The 23,938-nt window shown below is 70.2% G+C and carries 25 protein-coding genes; 15 read left to right on the forward strand and 10 right to left on the reverse strand.

What is annotated here, in order from left to right:
• Window positions 1-20: 20 nt before the first annotated feature.
• Together F8O03_RS14930 and F8O03_RS14935 are read left to right on the forward strand one after the other, a co-directional pair.
• Window positions 21-770: a DeoR/GlpR family DNA-binding transcription regulator gene (locus tag F8O03_RS14930; RefSeq protein WP_151424566.1), complete on the forward strand. Its 750-nt coding sequence runs from the start codon at window positions 21-23 to the stop codon at window positions 768-770.
• Window positions 767-2,119 carry a 6-phospho-beta-glucosidase gene (locus F8O03_RS14935; protein WP_151424567.1) on the forward strand — a complete coding sequence of 451 codons (1,353 nt, stop codon included), beginning with the start codon at window positions 767-769 and terminating at the stop codon, window positions 2,117-2,119. The genes F8O03_RS14930 and F8O03_RS14935 overlap by 4 nt, the downstream gene beginning before the upstream one ends.
• 42 nt (window positions 2,120-2,161) lie before the next feature.
• Here the strand turns inward: F8O03_RS14935 and F8O03_RS14940 are convergent, their stop codons facing one another.
• Window positions 2,162-2,959: an SDR family NAD(P)-dependent oxidoreductase gene (locus tag F8O03_RS14940; RefSeq protein ID WP_151424568.1), complete on the reverse strand. Its 798-nt coding sequence runs from the start codon at window positions 2,957-2,959 to the stop codon at window positions 2,162-2,164.
• A gap of 259 nt (window positions 2,960-3,218) precedes the next feature.
• On the opposite strand from F8O03_RS14940, the gene F8O03_RS14945 reads away from it, so the two are divergent.
• Window positions 3,219-4,004, forward strand: a complete 786-nt coding sequence (locus F8O03_RS14945; RefSeq protein WP_151424569.1) for an SDR family oxidoreductase — start codon at window positions 3,219-3,221, stop codon at window positions 4,002-4,004.
• A gap of 180 nt (window positions 4,005-4,184) precedes the next feature.
• Here F8O03_RS14945 and F8O03_RS14950 read toward each other — a convergent pair whose 3' ends face one another.
• Window positions 4,185-5,561 carry an MFS transporter gene (locus tag F8O03_RS14950; protein WP_244296310.1) on the reverse strand — a complete coding sequence of 459 codons (1,377 nt, stop codon included), beginning with the start codon at window positions 5,559-5,561 and terminating at the stop codon, window positions 4,185-4,187.
• Window positions 5,562-5,753: 192 nt separating this feature from the next.
• On the opposite strand from F8O03_RS14950, the gene F8O03_RS14955 reads away from it, so the two are divergent.
• The 3 genes from F8O03_RS14955 to F8O03_RS14965 are packed head-to-tail and all read left to right on the forward strand — an operon-like array spanning window position 5,754 to window position 9,003.
• The gene (locus F8O03_RS14955; RefSeq protein ID WP_151424571.1) at window positions 5,754-6,416 is read left to right on the forward strand and encodes a response regulator transcription factor; all 663 of its coding nucleotides are present in this window, start codon (window positions 5,754-5,756) and stop codon (window positions 6,414-6,416) included.
• The gene (locus tag F8O03_RS14960) at window positions 6,413-8,071 is read left to right on the forward strand and encodes a sensor histidine kinase (protein ID WP_151424572.1); all 1,659 of its coding nucleotides are present in this window, start codon (window positions 6,413-6,415) and stop codon (window positions 8,069-8,071) included. Before F8O03_RS14955 ends, F8O03_RS14960 begins: the two co-directional genes overlap by 4 nt.
• Window positions 8,065-9,003, forward strand: coding sequence for a TAXI family TRAP transporter solute-binding subunit (locus F8O03_RS14965; protein WP_151424573.1), 939 nt, complete (start codon window positions 8,065-8,067; stop codon window positions 9,001-9,003). Before F8O03_RS14960 ends, F8O03_RS14965 begins: the two co-directional genes overlap by 7 nt.
• A 123-nt stretch (window positions 9,004-9,126) precedes the next feature.
• On the opposite strand, the gene F8O03_RS14970 is transcribed toward F8O03_RS14965, so the two are convergent.
• Entirely contained in the window at window positions 9,127-10,398 is a 1,272-nt protein-coding gene (locus F8O03_RS14970) for a DUF445 domain-containing protein (protein ID WP_151424574.1), read from the reverse strand.
• Between the two features lie 105 nt (window positions 10,399-10,503).
• Between F8O03_RS14970 and F8O03_RS14975 the strand changes: the two genes are divergently transcribed.
• The gene (locus F8O03_RS14975; protein WP_151424575.1) at window positions 10,504-10,791 is read left to right on the forward strand and encodes a hypothetical protein; all 288 of its coding nucleotides are present in this window, start codon (window positions 10,504-10,506) and stop codon (window positions 10,789-10,791) included.
• Between the two features lie 375 nt (window positions 10,792-11,166).
• Window positions 11,167-11,316, forward strand: coding sequence for a hypothetical protein (locus F8O03_RS18140; RefSeq protein WP_167516601.1), 150 nt, complete (start codon window positions 11,167-11,169; stop codon window positions 11,314-11,316).
• Window positions 11,317-11,534: 218 nt separating this feature from the next.
• Here F8O03_RS18140 and F8O03_RS14980 read toward each other — a convergent pair whose 3' ends face one another.
• On the reverse strand, window positions 11,535-12,155 hold the full coding sequence (locus F8O03_RS14980; protein WP_151424576.1) for a GNAT family N-acetyltransferase: 621 nt from the start codon (window positions 12,153-12,155) through the stop codon (window positions 11,535-11,537).
• Between the two features lie 372 nt (window positions 12,156-12,527).
• On the opposite strand from F8O03_RS14980, the gene F8O03_RS14985 reads away from it, so the two are divergent.
• Complete coding sequence (locus tag F8O03_RS14985) at window positions 12,528-14,171, forward strand: HNH endonuclease signature motif containing protein (protein WP_167516602.1); 1,644 nt, start codon at window positions 12,528-12,530, stop codon at window positions 14,169-14,171.
• A 476-nt stretch (window positions 14,172-14,647) separates the two neighbouring features.
• Here F8O03_RS14985 and F8O03_RS18145 read toward each other — a convergent pair whose 3' ends face one another.
• From F8O03_RS18145 to yczR, 3 genes are all read right to left on the reverse strand, one after another.
• Window positions 14,648-14,785 carry a hypothetical protein gene (locus F8O03_RS18145; RefSeq protein ID WP_167516603.1) on the reverse strand — a complete coding sequence of 46 codons (138 nt, stop codon included), beginning with the start codon at window positions 14,783-14,785 and terminating at the stop codon, window positions 14,648-14,650.
• An 86-nt stretch (window positions 14,786-14,871) separates the two neighbouring features.
• A complete protein-coding gene (locus F8O03_RS14990; protein WP_151424578.1) occupies window positions 14,872-15,702 on the reverse strand; it encodes a Cof-type HAD-IIB family hydrolase in 831 nt (276 codons plus the stop codon).
• 3 nt (window positions 15,703-15,705) lie between these two features.
• Window positions 15,706-17,172, reverse strand: a complete 1,467-nt coding sequence (gene yczR, locus F8O03_RS14995) for a MocR-like transcription factor YczR (RefSeq protein WP_151424579.1) — start codon at window positions 17,170-17,172, stop codon at window positions 15,706-15,708.
• 97 nt (window positions 17,173-17,269) lie between these two features.
• Here yczR and F8O03_RS18150 point away from each other — a divergent pair, with 97 nt between their 5' ends.
• Window positions 17,270-17,416: a hypothetical protein gene (locus F8O03_RS18150; protein WP_167516604.1), complete on the forward strand. Its 147-nt coding sequence runs from the start codon at window positions 17,270-17,272 to the stop codon at window positions 17,414-17,416.
• 161 nt (window positions 17,417-17,577) lie between these two features.
• Window positions 17,578-18,477 (forward strand): CPBP family glutamic-type intramembrane protease, encoded by a 900-nt coding sequence (locus F8O03_RS15000; protein WP_151424580.1) that lies wholly within the window; start codon window positions 17,578-17,580, stop codon window positions 18,475-18,477.
• A gap of 251 nt (window positions 18,478-18,728) precedes the next feature.
• Here the strand turns inward: F8O03_RS15000 and F8O03_RS15005 are convergent, their stop codons facing one another.
• Both F8O03_RS15005 and F8O03_RS15010 read right to left on the reverse strand, forming a co-directional pair.
• Window positions 18,729-19,052: a branched-chain amino acid transporter permease gene (locus F8O03_RS15005; RefSeq protein WP_151424581.1), complete on the reverse strand. Its 324-nt coding sequence runs from the start codon at window positions 19,050-19,052 to the stop codon at window positions 18,729-18,731.
• On the reverse strand, window positions 19,045-19,956 hold the full coding sequence (locus F8O03_RS15010) for an AzlC family ABC transporter permease (protein WP_208851879.1): 912 nt from the start codon (window positions 19,954-19,956) through the stop codon (window positions 19,045-19,047). Before F8O03_RS15010 ends, F8O03_RS15005 begins: the two co-directional genes overlap by 8 nt.
• A 79-nt stretch (window positions 19,957-20,035) precedes the next feature.
• Between F8O03_RS15010 and F8O03_RS15015 the strand changes: the two genes are divergently transcribed.
• The 4 genes from F8O03_RS15015 to F8O03_RS15030 all read left to right on the forward strand — a co-directional run bounded on the left by F8O03_RS15015 (window position 20,036) and on the right by F8O03_RS15030 (window position 23,123).
• Window positions 20,036-20,470: an Lrp/AsnC family transcriptional regulator gene (locus tag F8O03_RS15015; protein ID WP_104252441.1), complete on the forward strand. Its 435-nt coding sequence runs from the start codon at window positions 20,036-20,038 to the stop codon at window positions 20,468-20,470.
• Window positions 20,467-21,687: an MFS transporter gene (locus F8O03_RS15020; RefSeq protein ID WP_151424582.1), complete on the forward strand. Its 1,221-nt coding sequence runs from the start codon at window positions 20,467-20,469 to the stop codon at window positions 21,685-21,687. Before F8O03_RS15015 ends, F8O03_RS15020 begins: the two co-directional genes overlap by 4 nt.
• Window positions 21,688-21,892: 205 nt before the next feature.
• Entirely contained in the window at window positions 21,893-22,774 is an 882-nt protein-coding gene (locus tag F8O03_RS15025) for an SDR family oxidoreductase (protein WP_104311249.1), read from the forward strand.
• Window positions 22,775-22,844: 70 nt separating this feature from the next.
• Window positions 22,845-23,123: a DUF7218 family protein gene (locus F8O03_RS15030; protein ID WP_151424583.1), complete on the forward strand. Its 279-nt coding sequence runs from the start codon at window positions 22,845-22,847 to the stop codon at window positions 23,121-23,123.
• 64 nt (window positions 23,124-23,187) lie between these two features.
• Here the strand turns inward: F8O03_RS15030 and F8O03_RS15035 are convergent, their stop codons facing one another.
• Window positions 23,188-23,850, reverse strand: a complete 663-nt coding sequence (locus F8O03_RS15035; RefSeq protein WP_151424584.1) for an MBL fold metallo-hydrolase — start codon at window positions 23,848-23,850, stop codon at window positions 23,188-23,190.
• Window positions 23,851-23,938 lie beyond the last annotated feature (88 nt).

Below are 23,938 nucleotides of genomic sequence, written 5' to 3' on the forward strand. Positions count from 1 at the left end.
TGACTGCTACGATGCCTCGCATGCTCACCACGACCCGCCAGGCTCGCATCCTGCAGTCGCTGCGCGCAGACGGGCAGGTCACCGTCGAGCAGCTGGCCGTGCAGTTCGGGGTCTCGCCGTCGACGGTGCGCCGCGACCTCAACGCGCTCAGCGCGGAGGGCCTGCTCCGTCGTGTCAGAGGCGGCGGCAGCGTCGAGCCCGACCGGGTTCCCTTCGCCGAGGTCGCGACGCACCAGAGCTCCGAGAAGGGCGCCATCGCGGCCCGAGCCGCCGAGCTGGTGCGCGACGGCGACGTCGTCCTCATCGACATCGGCACGACCACGGCCCACCTCGCGAGAGAGCTGCGCGGCCGACGCATCACCGTCATCACCTCGAGCCTCGCCGTCGTCGATGCGCTGCGCGACGACGACACGGTCGAGCTCATCGTGCTCGGCGGGGTCGTCCGGAAGAACTACAGCTCCATGGTCGGCGTGCTCACCGAGCAGGCGCTCGCGCAGATCCGGGCCACCGTCTGCTTCCTCGGCACCAGCGGCATCCGCCCGGACGGCACGGTCTCGGACACGACCGGGACGGAGGTTCCCGTCAAGCTCGCGATGATCGCGTCGTCGCAGCGGACCGTCGTGCTCGCGGATGCGACCAAGTTTCCCGGGGTCGGGCTGCTGCGGGTCTGCGGGGCCAGCGAGATCACGGGTGTCGTGACGGAGAGACAAGCGGACCCGGCGACGCTCGCCGTGCTCCGTGAGGCGGAAGTAGAGGTGATGTTCTCGTGAAGCTGACGATCATCGGAGGCGGAGGGTTCCGCGTTCCCCAGGTGTTCGAGGCGGTCGCCTCCGACGAGGCCCCCGTCCGCATCGACGAGCTGAGCCTCTACGACATCTCACCCGAGCGGCTCGCGATCATCCGCGTGATCGTCGAGCGCATCGCGAGCGAGCGTCGTTTCGCGCCGAGGATCACGGTGACGACCGACCTCGAGGAGGCGCTGCAGGGCGCCGACTTCGTCTTCAGCGCCGTCCGCGTGGGCGGCACAGCCGGTCGGGTGGCGGATGAGCGCATCGCCCTCGAGCTCGGCGTGCTCGGGCAGGAGACGGTCGGCCCGGGCGGGCTCGCCTACGCGCTGCGCACGATCCCGTTCATGGTCTCGCTCGCGGAGACGATCCGTCGAGTCGCGCCTGAGGCGTGGGTCATCAACTTCACCAACCCGGCAGGCATCGTCACGGAAGCCATGCGCGGCGTGCTCGGCGATCGCGTCGTCGGCATCTGCGACACCCCGATCGGTCTGCTGCGGCGAGCCGCGGCCGTCGCGGGGGCAGGAGCGCCGCGCCCCGGTGCCAGCGCATCCTCCGAGGTCGCCTTCGACTACGTCGGGCTGAACCACCTCGGCTGGCTGCGCTCCCTCGAGGTCGACGGGGTCGAGCGCCTGCCGGAGCTGCTCGCCTCCGACGCCTCGCTGCAGCGGATCGAGGAGGCGCGTCTCCTCGGCTTCGACTGGGTGCGGGCCCTCGGCGCGTTGCCCAACGAGTACCTCTACTACTACTCCTTCACCCGCGAAGCGAACGAGAGCATCCGCGCCGCCGCTTCCACGAGGGGCGAGTACCTCGACGCGCAGCAGGGTGCGTTCTTCGCGAACCCCGGCACTGACCCGTTCGAGTCCTGGACGCGCACCCGTGACGATCGCGAGGCGAGCTATATGGCCGAGAGTCGCGAAGAGGGCGAGGAGCGCGACGTCGAGGATGTCGCCGGAGGCGGCTACGAGAGCGTCGCCCTCGATCTGATGGCGGCCCTCTCGTCGGGAACGCCGGCGACCATGATCCTCAATGTGCGCAACGGCGGACTCGTCCCCGCCCTGCCTGAGGACGCGGTGGTCGAGGTCGGCTGCGTCGTCGATGCCGACGGCGTGCATCCGTGGCCGATCGCCCCCGTCGAAGGGGAGATGCTCGGGCTCATGACCCAGGTGAAGGCAGCCGAGCAGCTCGTGATCGAAGCAGCCACTCGCGGCTCCCGCGAGCTCGCCTGGCGTGGCTTCGCCGCGCACCCGCTCGTCGATTCGGTCGCAGTGGCGCGGAAGCTCGTCGACGGCTACAGCCAGCACTTCACGAGTATCGGGCGCCTCCTCCACTGATCGCACTCGACCCGCGTCGCGCTGCCGGGCCTTCGCGGTCCGTCATCGCGACGCGCGGTTCATCCCGCGCAGCAGCAGCTTGCGAGGCGCGAACTTCGACGCGATCGTGAGCGCCGTGTTGGTGGGACCGGGGACGACCGACGGTCCCGGGTCGCTCTTCCTGAGGGCGCGCAGCGTGATCGCCACGACGCGGCTGGCCGTCATGCGCGGCAGTCCCGAGCCCATGCTCTCGCCCGCGACGTCGAAGAACTCCGTCGAGGTCGGCCCAGGCGAAAGTGCGAGGACCCTCAGGCCGGTGCTCGCGGATTCTGCCCACAGCGCTTCGGTGAAGCTCCGCACGAAGGCCTTCGTCGCCCCGTAGACCGCGAAACCGGGCGTCGGCTGGTATCCGGCGACGCTCGCGACGTTGACGAGGAAGCCATCACCCTCCCGGAGCTGCCCGATGAACACCTGCGTGAGGTCGACGAGCGCCGCCACGTTGAGCGCGATCTCCTCGCGCACGCGTTCCGGGTCCTCGTCATGGAAGGCCCCGCTCGTCCCGAACCCGGCGTTGTTGATGAGGCTCGTCACGTGCACGTCTCGGCGTTCGAGCTCGGACTTGAGCGTGGATGCGGCCCCCACCTCGCCGAGATCGGCGGCGATCGTCGTCACGGTCACCCCGTACCGTCTTCTCAGCTCGTCCGCGAGGTCCGCGAGCTTCGCCTCACGGCGGGCGACCAGCACGAGATCGCTGCCGCGGGACGCGAGCTGGCGCGCGAACTCGGCACCGAGGCCTGAGCTCGCGCCCGTGACGAGCACGGTCTGCGATCCGAAGCGGAGGGGAGGCTTCTGAGAAGTCATGCGGCCAATGTACGGGGGTGCTTCCGGCGAAGCCTGCGCGCGGGGTCCCGATGCGTCGTCAACCTCCGAGCATTGCTCGGCGGCCTACTGAAGTGGACTAAATTCGAGGAGGACACTCGCCTCAGTTCTAGGCTGGAGCCACCCTCGGCGCCCACGCCTCGGCTTTCCTGAACTGTGTTCCTGGGCACGGTCCGCCGCGTAGCTCTGCGGCTCCTCTGTCACTGAGCGAAGGCTCACCCAGCGCGAAGGACCCTCACCCATGACTCGCACGTACGTCGTCACAGGCTCGGCAACCGGCATCGGCAAGGCGGCGGCGCTGAAGCTCAGGGAGGACGGGCACCGAGTCATCGGCGTCGACCTCGCCGGAGCCGACATCAACGTCGACCTCACGAGCGCCGAGGGCCGGGCAGAGCTCATCGCTCAGGCCACCGAGCTCAGCGGGGGCATCGTCGACGGTGCGCTCGCGATCGCAGACCGCATGCGGCCCGCCTCGGAGACGGTCTCGGTGAATCACTTCGGGGCTGTCGCCACGCTCGAGGGCCTGCGGCCCCTGCTGGCGCTATCGGATGCTCCTCGTGCCGCGGTCGTCGCCACGCTCGTCGCGCTCGAGGAGGTCGACGGCCAGCTGCTGGACCTCATCGAGACGGGTGACGAGGACGCCGCCCTCGCCTACGCGGACGAGCTGGCATCGGCAGTGACGCCCCTCGGCTGGTCCGTGCTCTTCACCACGTCGAAGCAGTCCGTCTCGCGCTGGGCGAGGCGCGCCGCGACCCAGCCGGAATGGGGTGGCGAGGGCATCGCCCTGAACGTCGTGGCTCCGGGGCGCGCGTTCATGTCCATGACCGCGGGCGCGCTCGAGACATGCGAGAGTCGCGCCGCGCTCGGGCGTGAGGAGGCAGTCCCTGAGGGGCAGCTGACGGGCGACCCGAGCCACGTCGCGAACCTCCTCGCGTGGCTCACCAGCGAGGACAACGGCTACGTGACCGGCCAGGTCATCTACGCCGACGGGGGAGCCGAGAGCGCGCGCCGCCCCGCGCTCATCTGACCCGCGCACCCGCGCCCCGCCCGTGCCCCGCTCACGCTCGCCCCGGCATCCGTCCCGCCCGCGTGCATCCGCCTGCGGCCATGCGAAGGTGCATCCATACGAAGGTGCATCCAGACGAAGAATGCAGGCTCGTTGCGCAACGAGCCTGCACTCTCCGTCTGGGTGCGACCCCGTTGCGGGTCAGCGGATGCCGGCGACCTCGCGGTCTTCGCGCTTGCCGTCGCGCTCGTCGTCCCTGGCGCGCATGGCCTTCTCGTCGTCGAGCCAGTTCACGCCCTTGTTGTTGAGGAAGAACACGTAGACGACGAGGGAGGCGGCGATGGCGATGGTGACGTAGATGATGAAGAGCGGCACCTGCTGAGCCTCGCCCGCTGCCGTGTAGAGGAGCGGCGCGGTGCCGCCGAACAGCGAGTTCGCCATGGCGTAGCCGAAGCCGACACCGAGGGCGCGGATGTGCGTCGGGAACAGCTCGGCCTTCACGACGGCGTTGATGGACGTGTAGCCGGTGAGGATCACGAAGCCGCCGACGAGGATGCCGAACGCGGCGAGCTCGTTGGTCTGCTGCGGCAGGTACGTGAGCAGGAACCAGGTGTACAGCACGCCGCCTGCGCCGAAGAACACGAGGAGCGTCTTGCGGCCGACGATGTCGGACAGCCAGCCGCCGATGGGCTGCAGCAGCATGAGCACGGTGAGCGCGATGAGGTTCAGGATCGTGCCGGAGACGACGTCGTCGCCCGCGAACGCCTTCTTCACGATGCCGGGCCCCGTCACCGAGTAGGTGTAGAACGCGACCGTGCCACCCATCGTGATGAGGAAGCAGAGGAGGAGCGGGCGCCACTGGTGCAGGATGAGCTCCTTCATCGAGCCCGAGGAGCGAGACGTGCCGTCCTTGACCGACTCGATGGCCGACTCGCTGAGCGACTCGTCCATCGTGCGGCGCAGGTAGAAGACGACGATGGCTGCGACGCCGCCGATGCCGAAGGCGATGCGCCAGCCCCACTCGGAGATCGCCTCGGTCGGCATGGCCAGCACCATGACGAGCAGCGTGGCCTGGGCGAGCACGTGACCGCCGACGAGCGTCACGTAGTGGAACGACGACAGGAAGCCGCGGCGTCCGCGGATGGCGGCCTCGGACATGTACGTGGCGCTCGTGCCGTACTCGCCACCCGTCGCGAAGCCCTGCACGAGGCGGCACATGATGAGGATGATCGCCGCCCCCGCACCGATGACCTCGGCCGACGGGGTGAGCGCGATGATGAACGAGCATCCGGCCATGATCGACACCGAGACGGTCAGAGCGAGTCGACGCCCGTGCCGGTCGGCGAAGCGCCCGAAGAACCAGGCGCCGATGGGGCGCATGAGGAACGTGACGGCGAAGATCGCCCAGATGTAGATCTGCGAGTTCTTGTCCTCGGAGTCGAAGAACTGGAACTCGAAGTAGGAGGCGAAGACCGAGTAGACGTAGACGTCGTACCACTCGACGAGGTTGCCGGCCGAGCCCTTCAGGGTGTTGGAAACCGAGCGGCGAAGGCTGCCCGGCTGCTGTGTCGTCGTCATTGACTTCTCCATCGTCGTTGATCTGCTGCTGACCGCGGGGTGGAGCCCCGGCCCCACCTCGGTGTGGGTGTACTCGACCACTCTCGACAGTGCGCAAGGGGCGGCGGGCGGATCCTTACATTCCCTTTACGTGGGCGCCGTTCGTTCGCCTGTGTCGGCGGCTCCCGTCGGCGCGCGCCTACCATTGGGGGTATGCGTGTGCTCGTCGCCGAGGATGACGCGTCCGTCTCCGCCGCCCTCGCGGCCGTGCTCGGGCGCGCCGATCACGCCTGCCAGCAGGTCGCCAGGGGCAGTGACGTGCTCCTCAAGCATCGCGACGTCGACCTCGTGCTGCTCGACCTCGGCCTCGAGGACATGGACGGGCTCGAGGTGCTCAGGCGTCTGCGCCAGGTCAGCCAGGTGCCCGTCATCGTGGTCACGGCTCGCGGCGACGAGCGCTCGACGGTGCGCGCCCTCGGGCTCGGCGCCGACGACTACCTCGTGAAGCCCGTGCGCATGCACGAGCTGCTCGCCCGCATCGACGCCGTTGCCAGACGTCGAGCCCCGACGGCCGAGCCGGAGGTGGTGCACGTCGGCGAGGCCCGGATCGAACTCCTCTCACGACGCGTCGCGGTCGGTGACGAGGAGGTGTCGCTGACGCCGACCGAGTTCGAGCTGCTCGCCGTGCTCGCCAAGCGCGTCGGCCGCGCCGTCAGCAGGCAGGAGCTGCTCGACCAGGTGTGGGGCGATGCCTACGCGGCGACCTCACGGTCCTTCGACGTGCACCTCGCGCAGCTGCGCCAGAAGCTCCCGGCCGTCGCGATCACGACGATCCGCGGCTTCGGCTACCGGCTCGAGACGAAGCCAGCCCGATGAGGCTGCAGGTGCTGCTGCCCCTCATGCTCTTCGGTCTGCTCACGGTGATCGCCATCATCATCCCCGCAAGCGAGGGCATCGCCGTGAACCGAACCCAGCAGCTCACCCTGCAGCGGGCGACGTCCATGGACCAGATCGTGCAGCGTGCAGAGACGGCCGTCGCGAGCGACGACGCCGCCGGCCTCATCCGCTACCTCGAGCGGTTCGCCGAGGTCTACGGCGAGGCGGCCATGGTCGTCGACAGCGAGGGCGCGCTCGTCGCCTCGACCGGTGATGTCGACATGGATGCGCGTGCCGCGTCGCTCGTGCTCGCCGCGTCGCGCACCGTGCCCCAGCGATCCATCCCGACCATCTACCCGTGGAGCGCCGACACGCACCTCGTCGCGGAGCCCTTCGCGAACGGCTCGAGCGCGGCGTCCGGTGCCGTGCTGCTCGAGGTGGACCAGGCGGAGGCGAAAGCCGAGATCACGGGGTGGTGGGCGCTCGTCGCGCTCGCGGGCCTCCTGCTGCTCCTGCTGCTCTTCGCTGCGTCGCAGTTCTGGACGAGCTGGGTGCTTCGCCCCGTGCGCGCGTTGGACGACGCCGCGAACGCGCTCGCGGAGCAGCGCGAGCCGGACCTGGCGGCGGCGACCGGACCGCTCGAGCTGCGGCGCCTGTCGTCGTCGTTCGCCCGCATGTCGCGGGGGGTCGAGGACGCCCTCGAACAGCAGCGCGGGTTCGTCGCGGAGGCGTCGCACCAGCTGCGCAACCCGCTCGCGGCGATCCGCCTGCGCATCGACGCCCTGCCGCGAGATGACGCCGACGAGGCCGAGCTGGCGGCGGTCGGCGGCGACCTGGACCGGCTCGAGCACGTCGTCGACCGGATGCTCGTGCTCGCCAACGCGGAGCATCGCGCGACGGCGGAGGCCAGCGGGCGGAGGACGGGGTTCGCCGACGGGGCTGCCCGCGAGCACGTCACGTCCGCGGTCATGCTCGCGGCGCCCCACGAGGAGCGGTTCCACGACGAGGGGATGCGGCTGCGCGTCGTCGACGAGCGCGAGGTGCGCGTGGCATGCCGGAAGAGCGACCTCGAGGAGATCGTCGAGACGCTCCTCGACAACGCGCGGAAGTACGCGGGCAACGGGGCGACGGTCACGATGCGGTTCGTGCTCAAGGGGCCCGAGCGCGGGGGCGGGTCCGGGCAGGTGTCGGCGTCGGCGTCGGCGTCGGTGTCGGTGTCGGCTCAGGCTCAAGCTCAGGCGCACGGGCAGAGCCCGGTCGGCGGGCCGCGTCCGCCTGCTGCGCGGGGAGGGTTCAGGGGCGCCGCGGACGACGGGGTGTCCGAGCCCCGGAGCGGGATTGCGAGCTTCGGCGAGTCCGCCGGCTTCGACGGATTCGGCGAGTCCGTCGGCTTCGACGGATTCGACGGTTTCGACGGTGCAGTCGGGCACGCGCTCCTCGAGATCAGCGACGACGGGCCCGGCGTCCGCGACGACGAGCTCGCGCAGCTCGGCACGAGGTTCTGGCGCTCACCCGACCATCGGGGGAAGCCGGGCACGGGACTCGGCCTCGCGATCGTCGGGGAGCTCGCGAGGGCCAACCGCGCCTCGGTCGGCTACGACCGCGCGCCCGAGGGCGGGCTCCGCGCACGAGTGCGTCTGGTGCGCGCGTGGTGAGCGTCACGAGGCGTGGCTTCCTGCTGGGAGTCGGCGCAGGTGCGGCGGCGGCCGCGACCCTCTCCCTCGCCGGGTGCTCGCTCGGGCAGGCGCCGACGCGCATCCGCATGGCGTGCGGCGAGCAGGGCGGCACCTACGTCCAGTTCGGCGAGCTGCTTCGCGACGCACTCGACAGGAACGGCACGACGGGGCTCGAGGTCGTGACGACCGGCGGCAGCGTCGCCAACCTGGCCCTGCTGCAGGCGCGAGACGCCGAGCTGGCCATCGTGCTCGCCGACGCGGCCGCGACCGACGCCCAGAACAAGGTCGCGATCGGGCGCGTGTATCAGAACTACCTGCAGTGCTTCGTGCGCAGGGATGGGCCGGTCGGTGGCGTCGAGGACCTCGCCGGGCGGCGCGTCTCGGTCGGGGCCCCGCAGTCCGGGGCGGCGTTGACCGCCAGGCGTGTGCTCGACTCCCTCGGCCTGCTCGAGGGGGACCGGGCCGTCGTGGTGTCCGAGCTGTACCTCGACGAGGCAATCGCCGCGATCGAGGCCGACACCGTCGACGCGATCTTCTGGTCGGGCGGGTTGCCGCTGCCAGCGGTGCAGGACCTCGACGCGGCAGTCGATCTGCTCGACCTCACGAGCGCGCTCGAGTCCCTCGACGCGGAGCATCCCGGTGTCTACACGCTCACCGCAGTGCCGGCGAGCACCTACGGGAGCGCTGAGGCGGTGCCGGCCATCGGCGTCTCCAACTACCTGCTCGCGCGCCCCGACCTGCCAGACGAGGTCGCCCGCGCCCTGGTCGACGTGCTGATCGGGGACGCCGCGAAGCTGGTGCCGGACGGCTCGCTCGGCGTGCAGTATCTGACCGCCTCGAACCTCATCGACACGAGCCCGGTCGAGCTGCACCCCGCGGCTCAGCGCCGGTACCGGCAGCTGTACGGGTAGTCGGCGGGGCCACGGTGAGGCCGCTTCGGCCGCTTCGCTGAGCGGGGCGGCGGCGTGGGGCGGCGTGGGGCGGCGTGGGGCGGGGGTGGCACGGTCGGCTCGAGCTCGAGCTCGAGCTCGAGCTCAGCCCAGGAAGGCGTGCGCGACCGTGAAGATCGTGACCCCGGCGAGCGCTCCGACGATCGTGCCGTTGAGGCGGATGTACTGCAGGTCGCGGCCCACCATGAGCTCGATCTTCTCGCTCGTCTCCTCGGCATCCCAGCTCGCCACGGTGTCCGAGATGATCGACGAGATCTCATGCCGATACCGGTCGACCAGGAACACGGCCGCGTCGATGACCCACGTGTTCACACGCTGCTGCAGCTGCGCATCCGTCGTCAGCCGCTGGCCGATGTCGACGAGCGCCGCCGTGACGCGCGTGCGAAGGGTGCTCTCGGGATCGGCGAGCGAGCGCAGAAGGCCGGTCTTCGCGGCGTTCCAGGCCTCGGCCGCCAGCTCGCGCATGCGGGGGCTGTCGAAGATGTTCCCCTTCGCGCCCTCGAAGCGGGCGATGAGCTCGGGGTCGTGCTGCAGCTGGTCGGAGAGGCGCGCGAGGTAGCCGTCGATGGCGGCGCGGGCCGGATGCGCATCGTCGGCCCGCACGGCGGCCACGAACTTCACGGCCTCGTTGTAGGCCGTGGTGTCGACGAGCCTCGTCGCGACCGACGGCACCCACGAGGGGAGGCGCTTCGAGACGAGGCCATCGAACGCGCTCTGGTTCGCGGCCAGCCACGCGGCGGCGCTGTCGGCGGCGAGGTCGACGGCACCCCGGTGCGCGCCCGTCGCGACGACGCGCGACATCCACTCGCCGAGGGGCGGCGCCCACTGCGGCTCCACGAGGTGCTCGCGGGCGAGGCCCTCGATGAGGCCCTGCACGTCGTCGTCGCTGAGCGCCTCGAGCACGCCCGTCGCCATGACCGACGCCTCAGATGCGATGCGCTCCGCATGCTCCGGCTGCTCGATCCACTCGCCCAGGCGAGACGCGATCGACGTGGCCTGCAGCTTCGCGCGCACCACGTCGCCGCGCAGGAACTCGGTCTCGACGAACTCGCCGAGGGTCCGCCCGATCTCGTCCTTCCGCTTCGGGATGATCGCCGTGTGCGGGATCGGGATGCCGAGGGGATGCCGGAACAGCGCCGTCACGGCGAACCAGTCGGCGAGGGCGCCGACCATGCCGCCCTCGGCCGCCGCGCGCACGTACGCGAACGCGGGCACATCCCGCTGCAGCGCGAACGCGACGACGAACACGACCGCCATGAACAGCAAGGCGCCCAACGCGACCGCCTTCATGACCCGAAGGCTGCGACGGCGTTCCTGATCGGCAGGACTCAGGAGCTCGGTCGGGGTGCGCGACATGCGGTCATCCTCGCACGCGGCGGCGCGCGACGACTGCGCGCCGACCCAGGTCTCGCGTGGGTCTCCGGGGATTCATCGACTGCACCAGATCGGCAGACTGGACGCATGAGCCCGCACCACCAGCGCACGTTCAAGTCCGCCGCAGACGGGTCCGCCGCGACATCGTTCATGTGGTGGACCGTGTTCCTCCTCATCGGGGTGCTCAGCGCCGTCGTCTCGACGCTCGCCTCCACGCAGCTCGCCGTCGGCACGGATCACCAGGAGACGCTCGGCGTGGTGCTGTGGGCGTCCATCGCCGTCAGCGGCGTGTGCGGGGTCGGGGCGCTCGTCGCGTTCATCCGCACGGTCTACGTCCTTCTCGACCGCAGCGACCGGCGATGGGGCGGCGAGTAGGGGAGGTGCGGCGCCCGGGTCGTGTGGTGGCCGGGCTGTGTTGTGGCAGGGCGGTGCCGTGTGTTGGCCGGGCGGCGTTGTGTGGTGGCCGAGCTGTGTTCGCGAGATGAGCGGAGTCCTCTGCAGGGCGACCCGGCGGTGCGTGCTGGGTGCGGTGGGCGTGCGGCGGTCGCGCGGTGCTCAGCTGAGCCGCTCACGTCGGCGGTGAGGCGATCAAGCGATCACGGCGTTCGAGCGATCACCGCGTTCGAGCAGTCAGCGCGTTCGAGCAGTCAGCGCGTCGCCCTCGGACCGCGCGGCTGCATCAGCATGCGAGGGCGACGTCCGTCGTGCAGCCGATGCGCTGGCGAGGACGCAGTTCGTAGGGTGAATGACATGGATATCTCGTCGATGATCATGGGCGCAGCCATCGCATCCGTCATGTGGATCGGGTTCGTCCCCTGGGCCCGGCTCAAGCGCCTCCGCGAACTCGAGACGCAGGCGGCGGCGCGGGATGCCGGCGAAGGGCCGAGCTCGTCGTCCTAGCGAGCTGACAACCAGCGGCCGCGGGGCGGCGGCGGATGCAGCCGAGCGCGGTGCCGTCACGGCCCCACAGGCTGAGGGGGCCCGAGCGTGCTTCCATCACGGCCCCGCCGGCTGAGGGAGTGCGGGCGTGCTGTCATCACGGTCCGCTGGCTGGGGGAGTCCGGACGTTCTGACGCGGTGGACGCTCAGCGGAGAGCAGCTCTCGAGTCCGCGCGCACTCACCAGGGTCGGCCCCGCAGATCGACCGGGCCAGGCGGCCAGGCGTGGACGTCGCCTCGCAGCGGGTAGATGAGCACGGGTGCGCCGTGCTCGAGGTCCGTCTCGGGAGTGCCGCTCGTCGCAGGCGTGCCACTCATTGCGGGAGTCCCGCTCGTCTCGGGAGCGCCGCTCGTCTCGGGAGCGCCGCTCGTCTCGGGAGTCGCGCTCGTCTCGGGGGTCGCGCTCGTCTCGGGGGTCGCGCTCGTCTCGGGAGTCCCGCTCGTCTCGGGAGCGCCGCGTGGCGCGGGAGTCCCGCTCGGCGGTGGCGTGCCGTCCGGCGTGGGCGTGCGTCTCGTCGCGGGCGTGCGCGAGACGCTCTGCTCTGTCACGCGGATGCGGTGCCAGCCGGTGCGCTCGTAGAACGGGACGACCTCCTCTCGGCAACCGAGATAGCCGTACTCGAGGGCCTGGTTCGCTCGCATGGCTGCTTGCGCGGTCGACATGGCCAGGTCGCCCAGCCCTCGGCCGCGAAATCGGGCGTCGACGAGGACTCCTCCCGTGCCCGCGACCGGTGCTGGAATCGCCGACCGTGATCTCTCGGGGCTGGAATCCGACGTGTGCCACGACAGTCCCGGCGGCATCGTCGACGATGGCGTGCATGGAAGCAGGCGAGTAGCCGTATGGGTGGTCGGGATCCCACGTCCCGTGTTCGTCAAAGTACTCGCGATCGAAGAGCGACCGCAGGGCCGCGAGGTCGGCACGCGTGAGCGACTCGTGGGCGACGATGCGTGGCGTGAAGGTCATCCTGTCAGCGTAGGTCGCGCGCGGTCGGAGGGCTTGTGGAGGAACCGCGATCACCGGGTCTCCGACGGAATCACTCTGGCGATCAGGGGATCTTTGCGAGCGCGACGGTGATAGAAACTAGTTTCGATGTTTTTCCACAATCCCTGGTCAAGACCTGGTTCTTGACCCGGTCCAGTGCTAGGCTGGTGGTGATCTTGGGGGAGGTTATCGTGGCATCGGAGTCGGAGCAGGAGGCGCGTCGTCAGTCGTCAGTGGAGACGGCGGTGGTGGATGCGCTGCTCGAGGCGCGGTGTCAGCTGGCGGGTCTTCCGGGTGGGGAGGTCGTGGTCGCGCTCCGGGAGTTGGCGGCTCGTCGGCGGGTTCTGGATGCGGCGTTGGTGGAGGTCGCTGGCGAGTTGCTGCGGCGGGAGGATGAGTCGCCGCGGGCGGAGTCGGTGGCGCGGAAGTCGGGGTTCCGGAACCTGACGGCGATGGTGGAGCAGGTGCTCGCGGTGCGGCCGTTCGAGGCGTCGACGCTGGTGCGGGTGGCGGCGGCGACGCGGGAGCGGATGAGCGTCACGGGCGAGACGATCCCGGCGAGGTATCCGGCCGTGTCTCGGGCGGTGGGGTCGGCGGTCATGTCGATCGCGCAGGCGTCCGCGATCACGAAGGGCCTGGATCACACCGGGAACCGCGTGGACGTCGACGAGCTCGAGCGGGCCGAGGTGGAGCTGGTCGCGTCAGCGTGCGGGGTGAATCCGGAGGACGAGCAGCCGGCGGTGCCGAAGGTGCTGGAGGTGCAGGCGGCGACGTGGGTGTCGTATTTGGACCCGGATGGTGACGAGCCGCGGGCCGACAAGATCGCGGAGGAGCGAGGCCTGTGGATCTCTCGCCGCAGCGACGGCGCGGTCGCCGGGAAGTTCGTGGCGACGCCCGAGCAGGGCGAGCAGCTGCTGTCGGTGTTCGACGCGCTGCTCTCACCCCGACGCAAGGTGGAGTTCCCGGCGGCGTCCGAGTGCGGGGAACCCCTCGCCCCGGCCCTTGGTGCCGATGGCTTCCCGTCAGTTGCCGACAGTGGCGGCCACAGCTTCGGCGGCGCAATCAACGCGCTCGGAGACAGCGACGGCCGTGGACGAGCTGGAGTGGGAACCGCAGGCGGACGCCGAGGCCAAGAGGGGAACGGGGACGGGGACGCTGACGGGGACGCTGAGGTTCCGTCGGTAGACCCCCGGTCGATCGAGCAGCAGCGCATCGACGCGCTCACGATGGTCGTCCGCGCCTACGCCGAATCCCCCGACGCGCCCCGCACCGGCGGTGAAGCGCCCACCGTCATCATCGTGACCACCACGGCCGGCATCGCCGGAACCGCGGAACGTCCCGACGAGGTCCCGCACCTGGAGCGCACCGGCGAACCAGTCCCGTCGAGCGTCGCGGCGCAGCTGATGTGCGACGGGTTCATCCGCGTCGCGACCCGCGACAGCTCAACCGGGGAGATCCTTGACCTCGGCCGCAAACAACGTCTCTTCACCACCGCCCAACGACGCGCCATCGCCGTCCGAGACCGGCAATGCCGGGCGCCCGGCTGCAGCGCACCCGTGCGCTGGTGCGAAGTGCACCACGCCACGCCCTGGAGCGAAGGCGGACCCACCGACGCGAGACACGGCATCCTGCTGTGCTCCTTCCACCACCACGAAGTCCACCGCGGACGGCTCGCCCTCACCCAAAGCAGCAGCGGGCGCTGGCACGTCGTCCCCGCCCTCGGACACCACGCCCCACGACGAACCACCCGCCGCCGCGGCTACACCACCACCAACACCACCAACACCACCGCCACCACCCAAGCCGCGCGCCCACAGATCAACCGAAGACCCTAAACAAGCGAGGCCCCTCAACAATCGAAAACCCTCAGCACGCGAAAGCCCTCAGCACGCGAAGCCCCGCACGCGATGACCCTCAGTACGCGAAGCCCCGCGCCACGCGATGACCCTCAGTACGCGAAGCCCCGCGCCACGCGATGACCCTCAACAACCGAAGACCCGGAACGAACGAAGACCCGGAACGAACGAAGGCCCGGAACGAGCGAAGGCCCGGAACGAGCGAAGGCCCGGAACGAGCGAAGGCCCGGAACGAGCGAAGGCCCGGAGCGACCGAAGACCTGGAGCGACCGAAGACCCGGAACAACCGAAGCCCCTGAAGCCGCCCGCTGGGCAGGCTCGGGTCTCTTCGGGCTTGGTGCGGGAGATCAGACAGTCGGCGCGGCAACGCGAAAGTGCCGCCGAGATCACGAAGACCAGGGCGGCACCGGTTGCTGTCCAACTCCGCTCACACGGAGCGGGATGCAGCAGCGCGACTAGAGCTGCGGCTGACGAGTGTTGTAGCCGAAGCGCGTGGGGCGCTGCGCATAGCCGTCCTTGCGGACAGCGCGAACAGTCTCAGCGGCGAAGGCGACAACCGCCACAACCCCGATACCAATACCAAGAAGTTCCATGGGTCCACCTCCGTGATCTGCCGGCGGGTGCCGGATATTGCATATCCAATCGCATCCGCCCGGGCGTGTCGCGGTCCACTCGGGGGTCAGTGGACTGGTCGCGCCGCGTCAATCCGCGCCCCCGCGAGCCACTCCTCCAGGAAGACCGCAACCCCATCATCAGTGTTGCTCGGAATCACCGACTCGACCACCGCGAGCGCCTCAGCGCGCGCGTTCGCGACCGCGATCGGGTGGCCGACCACCTCGAACGCCGGCAGGTCGTTGTAGTTGTCGCCGAAGTAGTACAGGTCTTCACGACCAACGCCCAGCTGCTGCGCAACCGCGAGCAGGCCCGTGCCCTTCGAGCAGTCCGCGCTCGCGATCTCCAAGTAAGTGTCCTTCGACCGGTAGCTCACAACACCGGAATGCGCACCAAGCGCCACCTCGAGCGCATCCACCAGCGCAGGATCGCCCATGCACATGATCTTGTGCGGAGGAGTCGCGTCCACCTGCCCAGACGCGACGAACTCCAACGCCGAAGCGGCCTCCGGTCGCACCCATGTGTGCGTGCGCTCCCGCTCGGTCCACTCATCCTCGCCCCAGGCGTACCAGTGCTCACCGGCGAAGAAGCTCGCATGCAAGCCGGACGCCTCGCAGTGCTCGGCGACGAACCGCGCATCCGCGGGCGAGATCGGCACATTGTGCTGCACCTCACCGCTCCCGGAAAGCACCAAGCCGCCGTTGAACGCCACCAGGGGGGAGCCGATACCGCCGTACAGGCGCTCGAGCACCCGCATCGACTCCGGGGGCCGCGACGAACAGAGCACGAAGCGGTGGCCAGCGGCCCGAACTGCCGCGATCGCCTCGATCGTTCTGGGAGAGAGCGTCCGCTGCGCGCTCAGCAGGGTGCCGTCGATGTCGCTGATGAAGAGAACCATGGACTACACCATCTCAGGAAGACGCGTATCCGCCATCGACCGGACGTCACGCGCCGACAGCTGCGCCCACGCATCGGCAAGCATCCGAGTGCCCGCTTCCAGATCAGCGATCGGCGCCGTGAACGGCACCCGCAGGAACCGCTCCAGGCTCCCATCGATCGAGAACTTCGGTCCAGCGACCAGCGCCAACCCTCGCGCCTCCGACAACGACGTCATGGCGGAGCTCGCCGACTGCGCGAGATGCACCCACATCGACAGGCCACCATCAGGCAAAGGCACCTGCCACTCCGGGAGATGCAGGCTCAGCGCCTCGTGCAGCGCGTCCCGGTGCCGGCGCATCTGCTCCCGGCGCCGCGGCAGCAGCTCTGGCAGGGCCCGCACGATCCGCTCCGCGAGAAGCTGCTCGATCTGCGGCGTCCCGAGATCACCCGCGGGACGCGCCTGCACGAACCGGCGAATCAGCGCCGCATCAGCCCGGATCCAGCCGATCCGGAGGCCCGCCCAAGCGGCCTTGCTGAGCGACCCGACCGTCACGACCCCCGAACCGGAGAACGGGGACGCCCCCCGCGCGTGGCGAGCAAACGGGCCGTCGTCCCACGGCCGGTCGATCGACAGGTCGGCGGTCGTCTCGTCCACGACGAGAATCGTGCCAGCCGCACGCGCCGCCTCCGTCACGCGCACGCGATCCTCCGGCCGCATCGACGCCCCCGTCGGATTATGGAAGTCCGGGATCAGATACGCGAGCGCCGGACGCATGCGCTCGATCGTCTCGACCAGGTGATCGATCTCCCACCCGCCCGTCGTGACCGGCGTCGCGATGAGCCTCGCCCCCGCTCGCCGCATCGCCTCGTAGGCGTGCGGGTAGGTGGGCGACTCCACGAGCACCACATCCGACCGCGTGAGCAGCGTGTGCGCCGTCAACGAGATCGCGTGCTGCGCCCCCATCGTCACGATGATCTGATCTGCCGTCGTGGGCAGCCCCCGCGCCGCGTACCGGTCGGCGATCGCCGACCGCAACGACAGCGTCCCCAGGAGATCGAAACCCGGGGCGGCCAGCGCGAGCGGCATCGAACTCGACGCGTCCGCGATGATCTCAGCGAGACCCTCGACCGGTGGCGGCACCGCCCGCGCGAAGTCCACGCCGAAGTTCTCACCCTCCCCACTCGGACGGTAGTCCTGCCGACCGAGCCGGGGGAGCGTCACACGACTCCCGGACCCCTGGCGGCTCAGCACGTGCCCGCTGTCGCGCAGCGACTGATACGCGGCCACGATCGTCGTGCGGCTCCGGCCGGACTGCACCGCAAGCTCCCGCTCGGACGGCAGGCGAGTGCCGACCGGAATGCGCCCGTCGACGATCAGCAGGCGGATGCGCTCGGCCAGAGCCTCGTACGCCGCCGAATCGTCGCGCAGCTCACCCGCCAAGGACAGCAGGGTGCGGGCAGAGATACGAGAACCAGAAGTCGACTCCATGGATCCAGTATGCGGGAAGTGGACCGCGACGGCCAGGCCAATACGACGATTGGATGTGCTCACCAGCACGATTCGCCCTACGTCACGGAGGTGGCCCATGGAACTCATCCCGCTCATCGTCATCGGGATCATCGCGACCCTCATCGCCGGGGCCGGGGTGACGGGCACCCTCATCGTCATGATGCGGGATGGGTACCGGGCGCGCCCGATGCAGTCCAGTTACGACTCCCGCCAGCCGAGCTAGTCAACCCGCGCTCACGGCCCGGCCGCCCCCGGCTAGCGCCCACAAGCACGACCCGCGCTCACGGCCCAATCCTCGACCGACGCTCACGACCTGGGCCGGGGACGGAAGCCCGTGGCCCGGCGCCGCGACCAATACACTGGCCGCAAGCTGGGGGAGGCGGCATGGCAGGCGAAGAGCGCGGGAAACGGCGAGTTGCGACGCTCGGCCGAGGGGCCGCGATCGCGCGAGCCCTGGTGGCTGCCGCCGTCATGGCCACCGGGCTCGTGCTCTCCACCGAGGTCTCGGCGCTGCTCTTCGGCGTCGATGCGACCGCCGCGAGCGGCTTCGGGTCCCGCGTGCTCGTGGCGTGCTGCGTCACGCTCGTCGTCGTCGGTGCCGTCCTGCTCCTGCGGCGCCGGTGGGACCGCCGATCCCTGACTGGCATCGGGCTCACGGGCCTCCGGGCCGACGCCTCGGGGTTCGCCCTCGGGCTCGGCACCCTCGTCGCTGCCGGCGTCGCCATGCTCCTGGCGCTCGACGTCACCGGCGTCATCAGCCTTATCGCCCTCGACCCTGTGCGGCTCCGCGGGTTCCTCGGGGCGAACACGGTCGTCGCGCTCCTCCTCGAAGCCATCCCGGAGGAGCTCGCGATCCGCGGCTACGCGCTCACGAACCTCCGCGATGCCTTCCCGCCCGCCGCAGCGACCCTCCTCAACATCGCGACATTCCTCGTCGTCCCGGTCTTGGCCCTCACGCTCCAAGGGGCCCTCGCGGCAGCTCGCGGGGCGGGCGACCAGATCCTCCTGGCCCCAGCAGGTGAGGACCCCATCGTCTACTACGCAATGCTGACCGCCTTCGGATACCTCCTGATCTGCGCGCGCGACGCCACCGCATCCGCCACCGTCTGGACGAGCATCGGCGCCCACCTCGGGTGGCTCACCATGAACCGCCTCGTGCTCGGCGGCGACAGCGTCCAATTCGAGATGGACGACCTCGGCATGCTGCTCTTCTTCGCCGGATACGCGACCATCTCGGTCGTCACCTTCAGCTGGCTGCGACGACGCCACAGCGCTGCCAGGTGAGAAGGCTGCGAGAAGAGAGAGATGGCATCCACGCGCGACGGCAGCCCGGTATGACGGCCGCGAGCCGGGCGGCCGCGAGCCGGGCGGCCGCGAGCCGGATGGCCGCGAGTCTGGCGGCCGCGATTCTGGCGGCCGCGAGTCGGGCGGCTCCGCGAGCGCACAGCGCCGCAGCGCATCAGGGACGGCGGTGAATCGACGGTCGAGATAACCCAGGGGGCGCGAGCGGGAGTGCCGGCCGCGCGGGTGATCGGCTAGAAGACGTTCACGAGCACGACGAACGTCGCCGTCCCGAGCCCGACGCTGAGCAGTGTCCTGCGTCCGAACCCGAGGTGCACGCCGATCGTCACAGCGAGCGCGATCGCCGCCCACAGGGATGTGCGTGGCTCGACGGCGAAGTCGCTGAAGGTGACGACGGCGAGGATCGCGAGGATCCCGGCGGGCATCCACACGGCAAGCCGCTGCACGGTCTTCGAGTCGCGCAACGGCTTGAGGGCCGCGAACGGCACCGCGCGCAGTGCGAACGTGATGCCGCCGCAGACGGCGAGCGCCCCGACGAACCACCACACGTCAAACATCGCTCACCTGCACCTCGCCCCGGTCGCGCCGCGCGGCCACGAGAGCGCGGACCGCGAGCGCCACGGCGAAGAGGATGAGCGCCGCGAAGAGCGGAGCGCCCGGCACGAAGAGCAACCCGAGCGAGACGCTCAAGCCCGCGATGAGCAGCGAGGGCACGTCCTCGCGGGAGCGGATCGCGTCGAGAGCCAGGACCGTGAAGAGCGCGCACAGCGAGAACTCGAGGCCCTTGATCTCGCCCGGGAGGATGCTCGCGAGCGCCACGCCGGCCAGGCCCCCGCCGACCCAGTAGGTCTGGAGTGCGAGCTGCAGGGTGAGGAGTCGAGTCGCCGAGCGCTGCGCCGACGGAATGGGCGTCACGATCGCGTAGGCCTCGTCGGTCATCGCCCAGATCGAGTAGAGACGGGCGAGGCGTCCGCGCACCAGATGCAGCGGGAACGAGAACGCGTAGAACACGTGCCGGAAGTTGACGAAGAAGGTCGTGAGCGCCATGGTCGCGATCGGTGTTCCAGCAGCGATGAGGCCCACGAGCAGGAGCTCGATCGACCCCGCGTAGACGAGCACCGACAGTGACGGCGCGACCCACCAGGGCAGCCCAGCCTGCATCACCAGCACCCCGAAGGCCACACCGAGCGGCACCACGCCGAGGCCCGCCGCGACCGAGTCGCGCAGCCCCGCCCTGATGCGCGCACCGCGGGTCGATGGGACCTCCAAGCTTGGGGTCAGGCTCGTGGCCCGGTTCGCGGCCGCGTTGGCGCGCGCATCCGTTCCCGCTCCTGATCCCGTTCCCGCTCCCGCGGCCATGCCCGTGCCCGCGCGCGTGCCCACGGCATCCGCATTCCCGGGCCTCGCCCTTGCGGGCCCAGGAGGGGAAGCGTCGCGTGCTCCGGCGTCTGCGGTGGTCATGCGGAGATCTTGGCACGTCGGGCGCGCACGCCGAGAGCGAATTGGAGCCTCGCGGTGTCAGATTCGGCAATAATCAGGTGTGGACACCATCGATCGCGCAATCCTGCGAGAACTGCAAGCGAACGCCCGACTCACGAACGCCGAACTCGCGCAGCGCGTCGGGCTGACTCCCGCGCCCTGCCTGCGCCGCGTGCGGCGCCTGGAGGAAGACGGCGTGCTGCTCGGCTATCACGCCGAGGTCAACCCGGACAGGGTGGGACGGGCCTTCAAGGTGCTCATCGACGTCGACCTCACGAGCCAGGCGCACTCGACGGTGGAGGCGTTCGAGTCGCAGGCCGTCGAGCTCACCGAGGTGACCGAGGCGCGCCGCATGTTCGGCTCGCCCGACTACGCGATCCGCGTCGAGGTGGCCGATCTCGAGAGCTTCGAGAAGCTGCTGCGCGAGAAGATCTGGCGGCTCCCCGGCGTCCACCGCGTCACCTCGCACTTCACGATGAAGGTGCTCAAGGGGTGAGCGCCGCGTCCCCGTCGCCCGCGCCACGACGCGAGCGGGCCTGGATCGCCGCGGCCCCCGCCGTCCTCATGATGGCCTGGGGCGGCAACCAGTTCACGCCGCTCCTGCTCCTCTACCGCAAGGTCGAGGGCTATTCGGCGCTGCAGGTCGACCTCTTCTTCGGCGCGTACATCCTGGGACTCATCCCCGGTTTCCTCATCGCAGGCTCCCTCTCCGACCGCTTCGGTCGCAAGCCGGTCATGATCGCCTCGGTTGCGCTGAGCGTCGTCGCCGCTCTTGTGCTCGCGCTCGGCAGCGCGAGCCCGACCGCGATGATGCTCGGGCGCCTGCTGTCCGGCGTCTCGGTGGCCTTCGCGATGGTCGTCGGCACGACCTGGATCCGCGAGCTCTCGAGCGGCACCGTGCCACCCGCCGTCGCTGCGAGGCGTGCCTCGCTCACCATCACCGGAGGGTTCCTCCTCGGCGCCGTCGTCGCCGGCCTCGTCGCGCAGTGGGCGCCCTGGCCGACCGTGACCCCGTACGTCGTGCAGCTCGCGCTCACGGCCATCGCCGCCATCGCGCTCGCCCGCGGCACCGAGACCGCCGGCCCGCGATCGCTTCGACCGGGCGAGAAGCGACAGCCCCGGCCGATCGTCGACGTGGCCATCGCCCCCGAGCACCGCCGCCGCTTCCTCACGGTCATCCTGCCGATGGCGCCGTGGGTCTTCGCGGCTCCCGCGCTCGCGTTCGCCGTCTCGCCGGCCATCGTCGTCGAGCGGCTCGGGGGCCTGGAGATCGCCTTCGCCGCCCTCCTCACGCTCGTCACGCTCACGGTCGGGTTCCTCATCCAGCCCAGCGTGCCGCGCATCGCCGCGCGCGTCGGGGGTGCCTCCGGCTCGGTCGGCCTCGGGCTCCTCGCTGTCGGGGCGCTCATCGTCGCCGCCAACGTCGCCGTCCAGTCCCCGCTGCTCGCGTGTGCGGCCGGCGTGCTCCTCGGCGGGGCGTACGGCATCTGCATGCTCACCGGCCTCGTGGAGGTGCAGGCCATGGCGGGCGCCCGCAACCTGGCGGGCCTCACCGGCCTGTACTACGCGCTCACCTACATCGGCTTCGCCCTCCCAGCCATTCTCTCCGCGCTCGCGCCGACGTTCGGCCTGACCTCCCTGCTCGTGACCGTCGCCGTCGTGGCGAGCGGATGCGCTGCCCTGGTCGCGTTCAGCGCGCGACGCACCCGGTGACGCCCGCCACCGGGCCCCGCCGCTGCTCCATCCGCTGACGATCGCGACGCTGCGCGGATGCGCGGCGCACTGAGCGCGCACGCACCTGCTGATCAGGGAACGTCAACGTTCGATCCCTAGCGTCGTCGGTACATCGCGCCGCGAACCGCCGCGTCGATGCCAGACCCAGGATCACCACGAACCACCGATCAGACGGAGGCGAACGATGACCGCTCTCACCGACCCCAGAAACCGTTTCAGCGACTCCGGCTTCCCCGGCCAGGAGCAGCAGCAGCCAGGCCTCACCACCGAGACCACGCCAGCCCCCGATCACGGGGAGAGCAGCTACACGGGCCACGGGCGCCTCAAGGGCCGCCGCGCCCTCATCACCGGTGGCGACTCCGGCATCGGCCGCGCCGTCGCCCTCGCCTACGCACGAGAGGGCGCGAAGGTCGCCATCTCGTACCTGCCCGAGGAGGAGGCGGACGCGCAGGAGACCGCGCGCCTCATCAACGAGGCCGGCGAGACCGGGCTCCTCCTACCCGGGGACCTCCGGAACGAGCAGTACTGCTCCGAGATCGTGCACGCGACCGTCGCCGCCTTCGGAGGCATCGACCTGCTTGTCCTCAACGCCGCCTACCAGCGCGACCGGACGAGCATCGGCGAGACGCCGACGGAGGAGATCCGTCGCGTCATCGAGACGAACCTCGAGGCGCCCATCTACACGCTTCGAGCCGCGGAAGAGCACCTGCCGCCCGGCGCATCCGTCATCTTCTCGTCGTCGGTGCAGGGCTACGAGCCCAGCGATGGCCTGTTCGACTACGCCATGACGAAGGCGGCCCTCGTGTCGCTCACCGAGTCGATGGCGAAGGAGTTCGGTCCGAAGGGCGTCCGCGTCAACGCCGTCGCCCCTGGCCCCATCTGGACGCCCCTCATCCCGGCGACTGGCTGGGACGAGGAGAAGCTCGCGAGCTTCGGCCAGGACACGCCACTGGGGCGGGCCGGTCAGCCAGCCGAGCTGGCTGGCGCCTACGTCTACCTGGCGTCCGACGACGCCACCTACACGACCGGAGCGATCATCGCCGTCACGGGCGGCAAGAACCTCTGACGTCGACGGACGCCGCACAGGCAATCCCACCCGGATAATCCCACCCGGATCGAAGCGAGAGGAGCGGACCATGCCCAAGAACTCGGACGCCGACGACCAGCCGAGCCTGAAGGACCAGGAGCTCTACGAGAAGCTGCGCGACGAGGGCAATTCGAAGGAGAAAGCCGCCCGCATCTCGAATGCCGCCGCCAAGAAGGGGCGGGGTGAGGTCGGGAAGAAGGGCGGCGAATCCGGATCGTACGAGGACTGGACCGTCGCGGACCTCAGGAAGCGCGCGAAGGAGCTGGACCTCACGGGCTACTCGGACAAGCGCAAGGACGAGCTCATCGGAATGCTCCGCGACCACTGAGCAGACTCGCCCGCCCCGCTGAGGATGAGCTCGCGAGAGCCCGTCCCGAGCGGGGCGGCCGCCGTCAGTCGAGTTCGAGCGTCTCGAACGGCTGGAGGTCGACGAGCAGGGCGCCAGCGCGCTCCGCCGACTCGCGGAGCCGGGTCGTCGCCAGCGTCTTCCCGACCTTGGCGAGCAGCATCTCGTGCACGGGCAGCACTCGCTTGGGGCGCACCCGCTCGATGTAGTCCATCGACTCGGCGATGCGCATCCAGGGTGCGTTCGCGCACACGGCCAGCACGTCGATGTCGACGCCCTCCGGCGCGCTGTAGGCGTCGCCCCCGTAGTAGAGCGCCCCGTGCTCGACGAGCACGCCGACGTTCTCGATGCGGGGGATCGAGCTGTGGATGACGGCGTGCTCGCCGCCGAAGAACGCGAGATCGAAACCGCCGACCAGCACCGACTCGCCGGCCGAGACGTCGATGACCTCACCGATGTCCGGAAGATCCGCGGCGATGATCTTCTCGGCCGCGGAGGGCGTCGTGAAGATCGGGGTCTTCGGGTTCCTGGCGAGGATGCGGGTCAGCTGCTCCGGGGTCCAGTGGTCGTCATGCTCGTGCGTGATGACGATGGCGACCGTGCCCGCCGCCTCGGTGATCGGGGTCGTGAACTTGCCCGGATCTATGAAGAGCCGCGACCCGCTCTTCTCGATCGAAAGCGCGGCGTGCTCGAGCTTGGTGAGGCGCATGTTTCCCCTTAATGAGATGCGGCCTCCGTGGGACGCGCGACGATGCGACAACGCTAGCAACCCGCGTCTGGTCGGCCGCACAGGACCC

The sequence above is a fragment of the Pseudoclavibacter terrae genome (genome assembly GCF_008831075.1).
GTDB lineage: Bacteria > Actinomycetota > Actinomycetes > Actinomycetales > Microbacteriaceae > Pseudoclavibacter > Pseudoclavibacter terrae.

Excerpts from the sequence above, each read along its gene's own strand:
- F8O03_RS15035 (WP_151424584.1), bottom strand. The coding sequence starts at position 23,850 with ATGCGCCTCACCAAGCTCGAGCACGCCGCGCTTTCGATCGAGAAGAGC.
- F8O03_RS14980 (WP_151424576.1), bottom strand. The coding sequence starts at position 12,155 with ATGCCGCCGGGACTGTCGTGGCACACGTCGGATTCCAGCCCCGAGAGA.
- F8O03_RS14955 (WP_151424571.1), top strand. The coding sequence starts at position 5,754 with ATGCGTGTGCTCGTCGCCGAGGATGACGCGTCCGTCTCCGCCGCCCTC.
- F8O03_RS14970 (WP_151424574.1), bottom strand. The coding sequence starts at position 10,398 with ATGTCGCGCACCCCGACCGAGCTCCTGAGTCCTGCCGATCAGGAACGC.
- F8O03_RS14950 (WP_244296310.1), bottom strand. The coding sequence starts at position 5,561 with ATGACGACGACACAGCAGCCGGGCAGCCTTCGCCGCTCGGTTTCCAAC.
- F8O03_RS14990 (WP_151424578.1), bottom strand. The coding sequence starts at position 15,702 with ATGGTTCTCTTCATCAGCGACATCGACGGCACCCTGCTGAGCGCGCAG.
- F8O03_RS15030 (WP_151424583.1), top strand. The coding sequence starts at position 22,845 with ATGCCCAAGAACTCGGACGCCGACGACCAGCCGAGCCTGAAGGACCAG.
- F8O03_RS14960 (WP_151424572.1), top strand. The coding sequence starts at position 6,413 with ATGAGGCTGCAGGTGCTGCTGCCCCTCATGCTCTTCGGTCTGCTCACG.
- F8O03_RS15025 (WP_104311249.1), top strand. The coding sequence starts at position 21,893 with ATGACCGCTCTCACCGACCCCAGAAACCGTTTCAGCGACTCCGGCTTC.
- F8O03_RS15005 (WP_151424581.1), bottom strand. The coding sequence starts at position 19,052 with ATGTTTGACGTGTGGTGGTTCGTCGGGGCGCTCGCCGTCTGCGGCGGC.
- yczR (WP_151424579.1), bottom strand. The coding sequence starts at position 17,172 with ATGGAGTCGACTTCTGGTTCTCGTATCTCTGCCCGCACCCTGCTGTCC.
- F8O03_RS18150 (WP_167516604.1), top strand. The coding sequence starts at position 17,270 with ATGGAACTCATCCCGCTCATCGTCATCGGGATCATCGCGACCCTCATC.
- F8O03_RS14975 (WP_151424575.1), top strand. The coding sequence starts at position 10,504 with ATGAGCCCGCACCACCAGCGCACGTTCAAGTCCGCCGCAGACGGGTCC.
- F8O03_RS15010 (WP_208851879.1), bottom strand. The coding sequence starts at position 19,956 with ATGACCACCGCAGACGCCGGAGCACGCGACGCTTCCCCTCCTGGGCCC.
- F8O03_RS14945 (WP_151424569.1), top strand. The coding sequence starts at position 3,219 with ATGACTCGCACGTACGTCGTCACAGGCTCGGCAACCGGCATCGGCAAG.
- F8O03_RS18140 (WP_167516601.1), top strand. The coding sequence starts at position 11,167 with ATGGATATCTCGTCGATGATCATGGGCGCAGCCATCGCATCCGTCATG.
- F8O03_RS14940 (WP_151424568.1), bottom strand. The coding sequence starts at position 2,959 with ATGACTTCTCAGAAGCCTCCCCTCCGCTTCGGATCGCAGACCGTGCTC.
- F8O03_RS14930 (WP_151424566.1), top strand. The coding sequence starts at position 21 with ATGCTCACCACGACCCGCCAGGCTCGCATCCTGCAGTCGCTGCGCGCA.
- F8O03_RS15000 (WP_151424580.1), top strand. The coding sequence starts at position 17,578 with ATGGCAGGCGAAGAGCGCGGGAAACGGCGAGTTGCGACGCTCGGCCGA.
- F8O03_RS18145 (WP_167516603.1), bottom strand. The coding sequence starts at position 14,785 with ATGGAACTTCTTGGTATTGGTATCGGGGTTGTGGCGGTTGTCGCCTTC.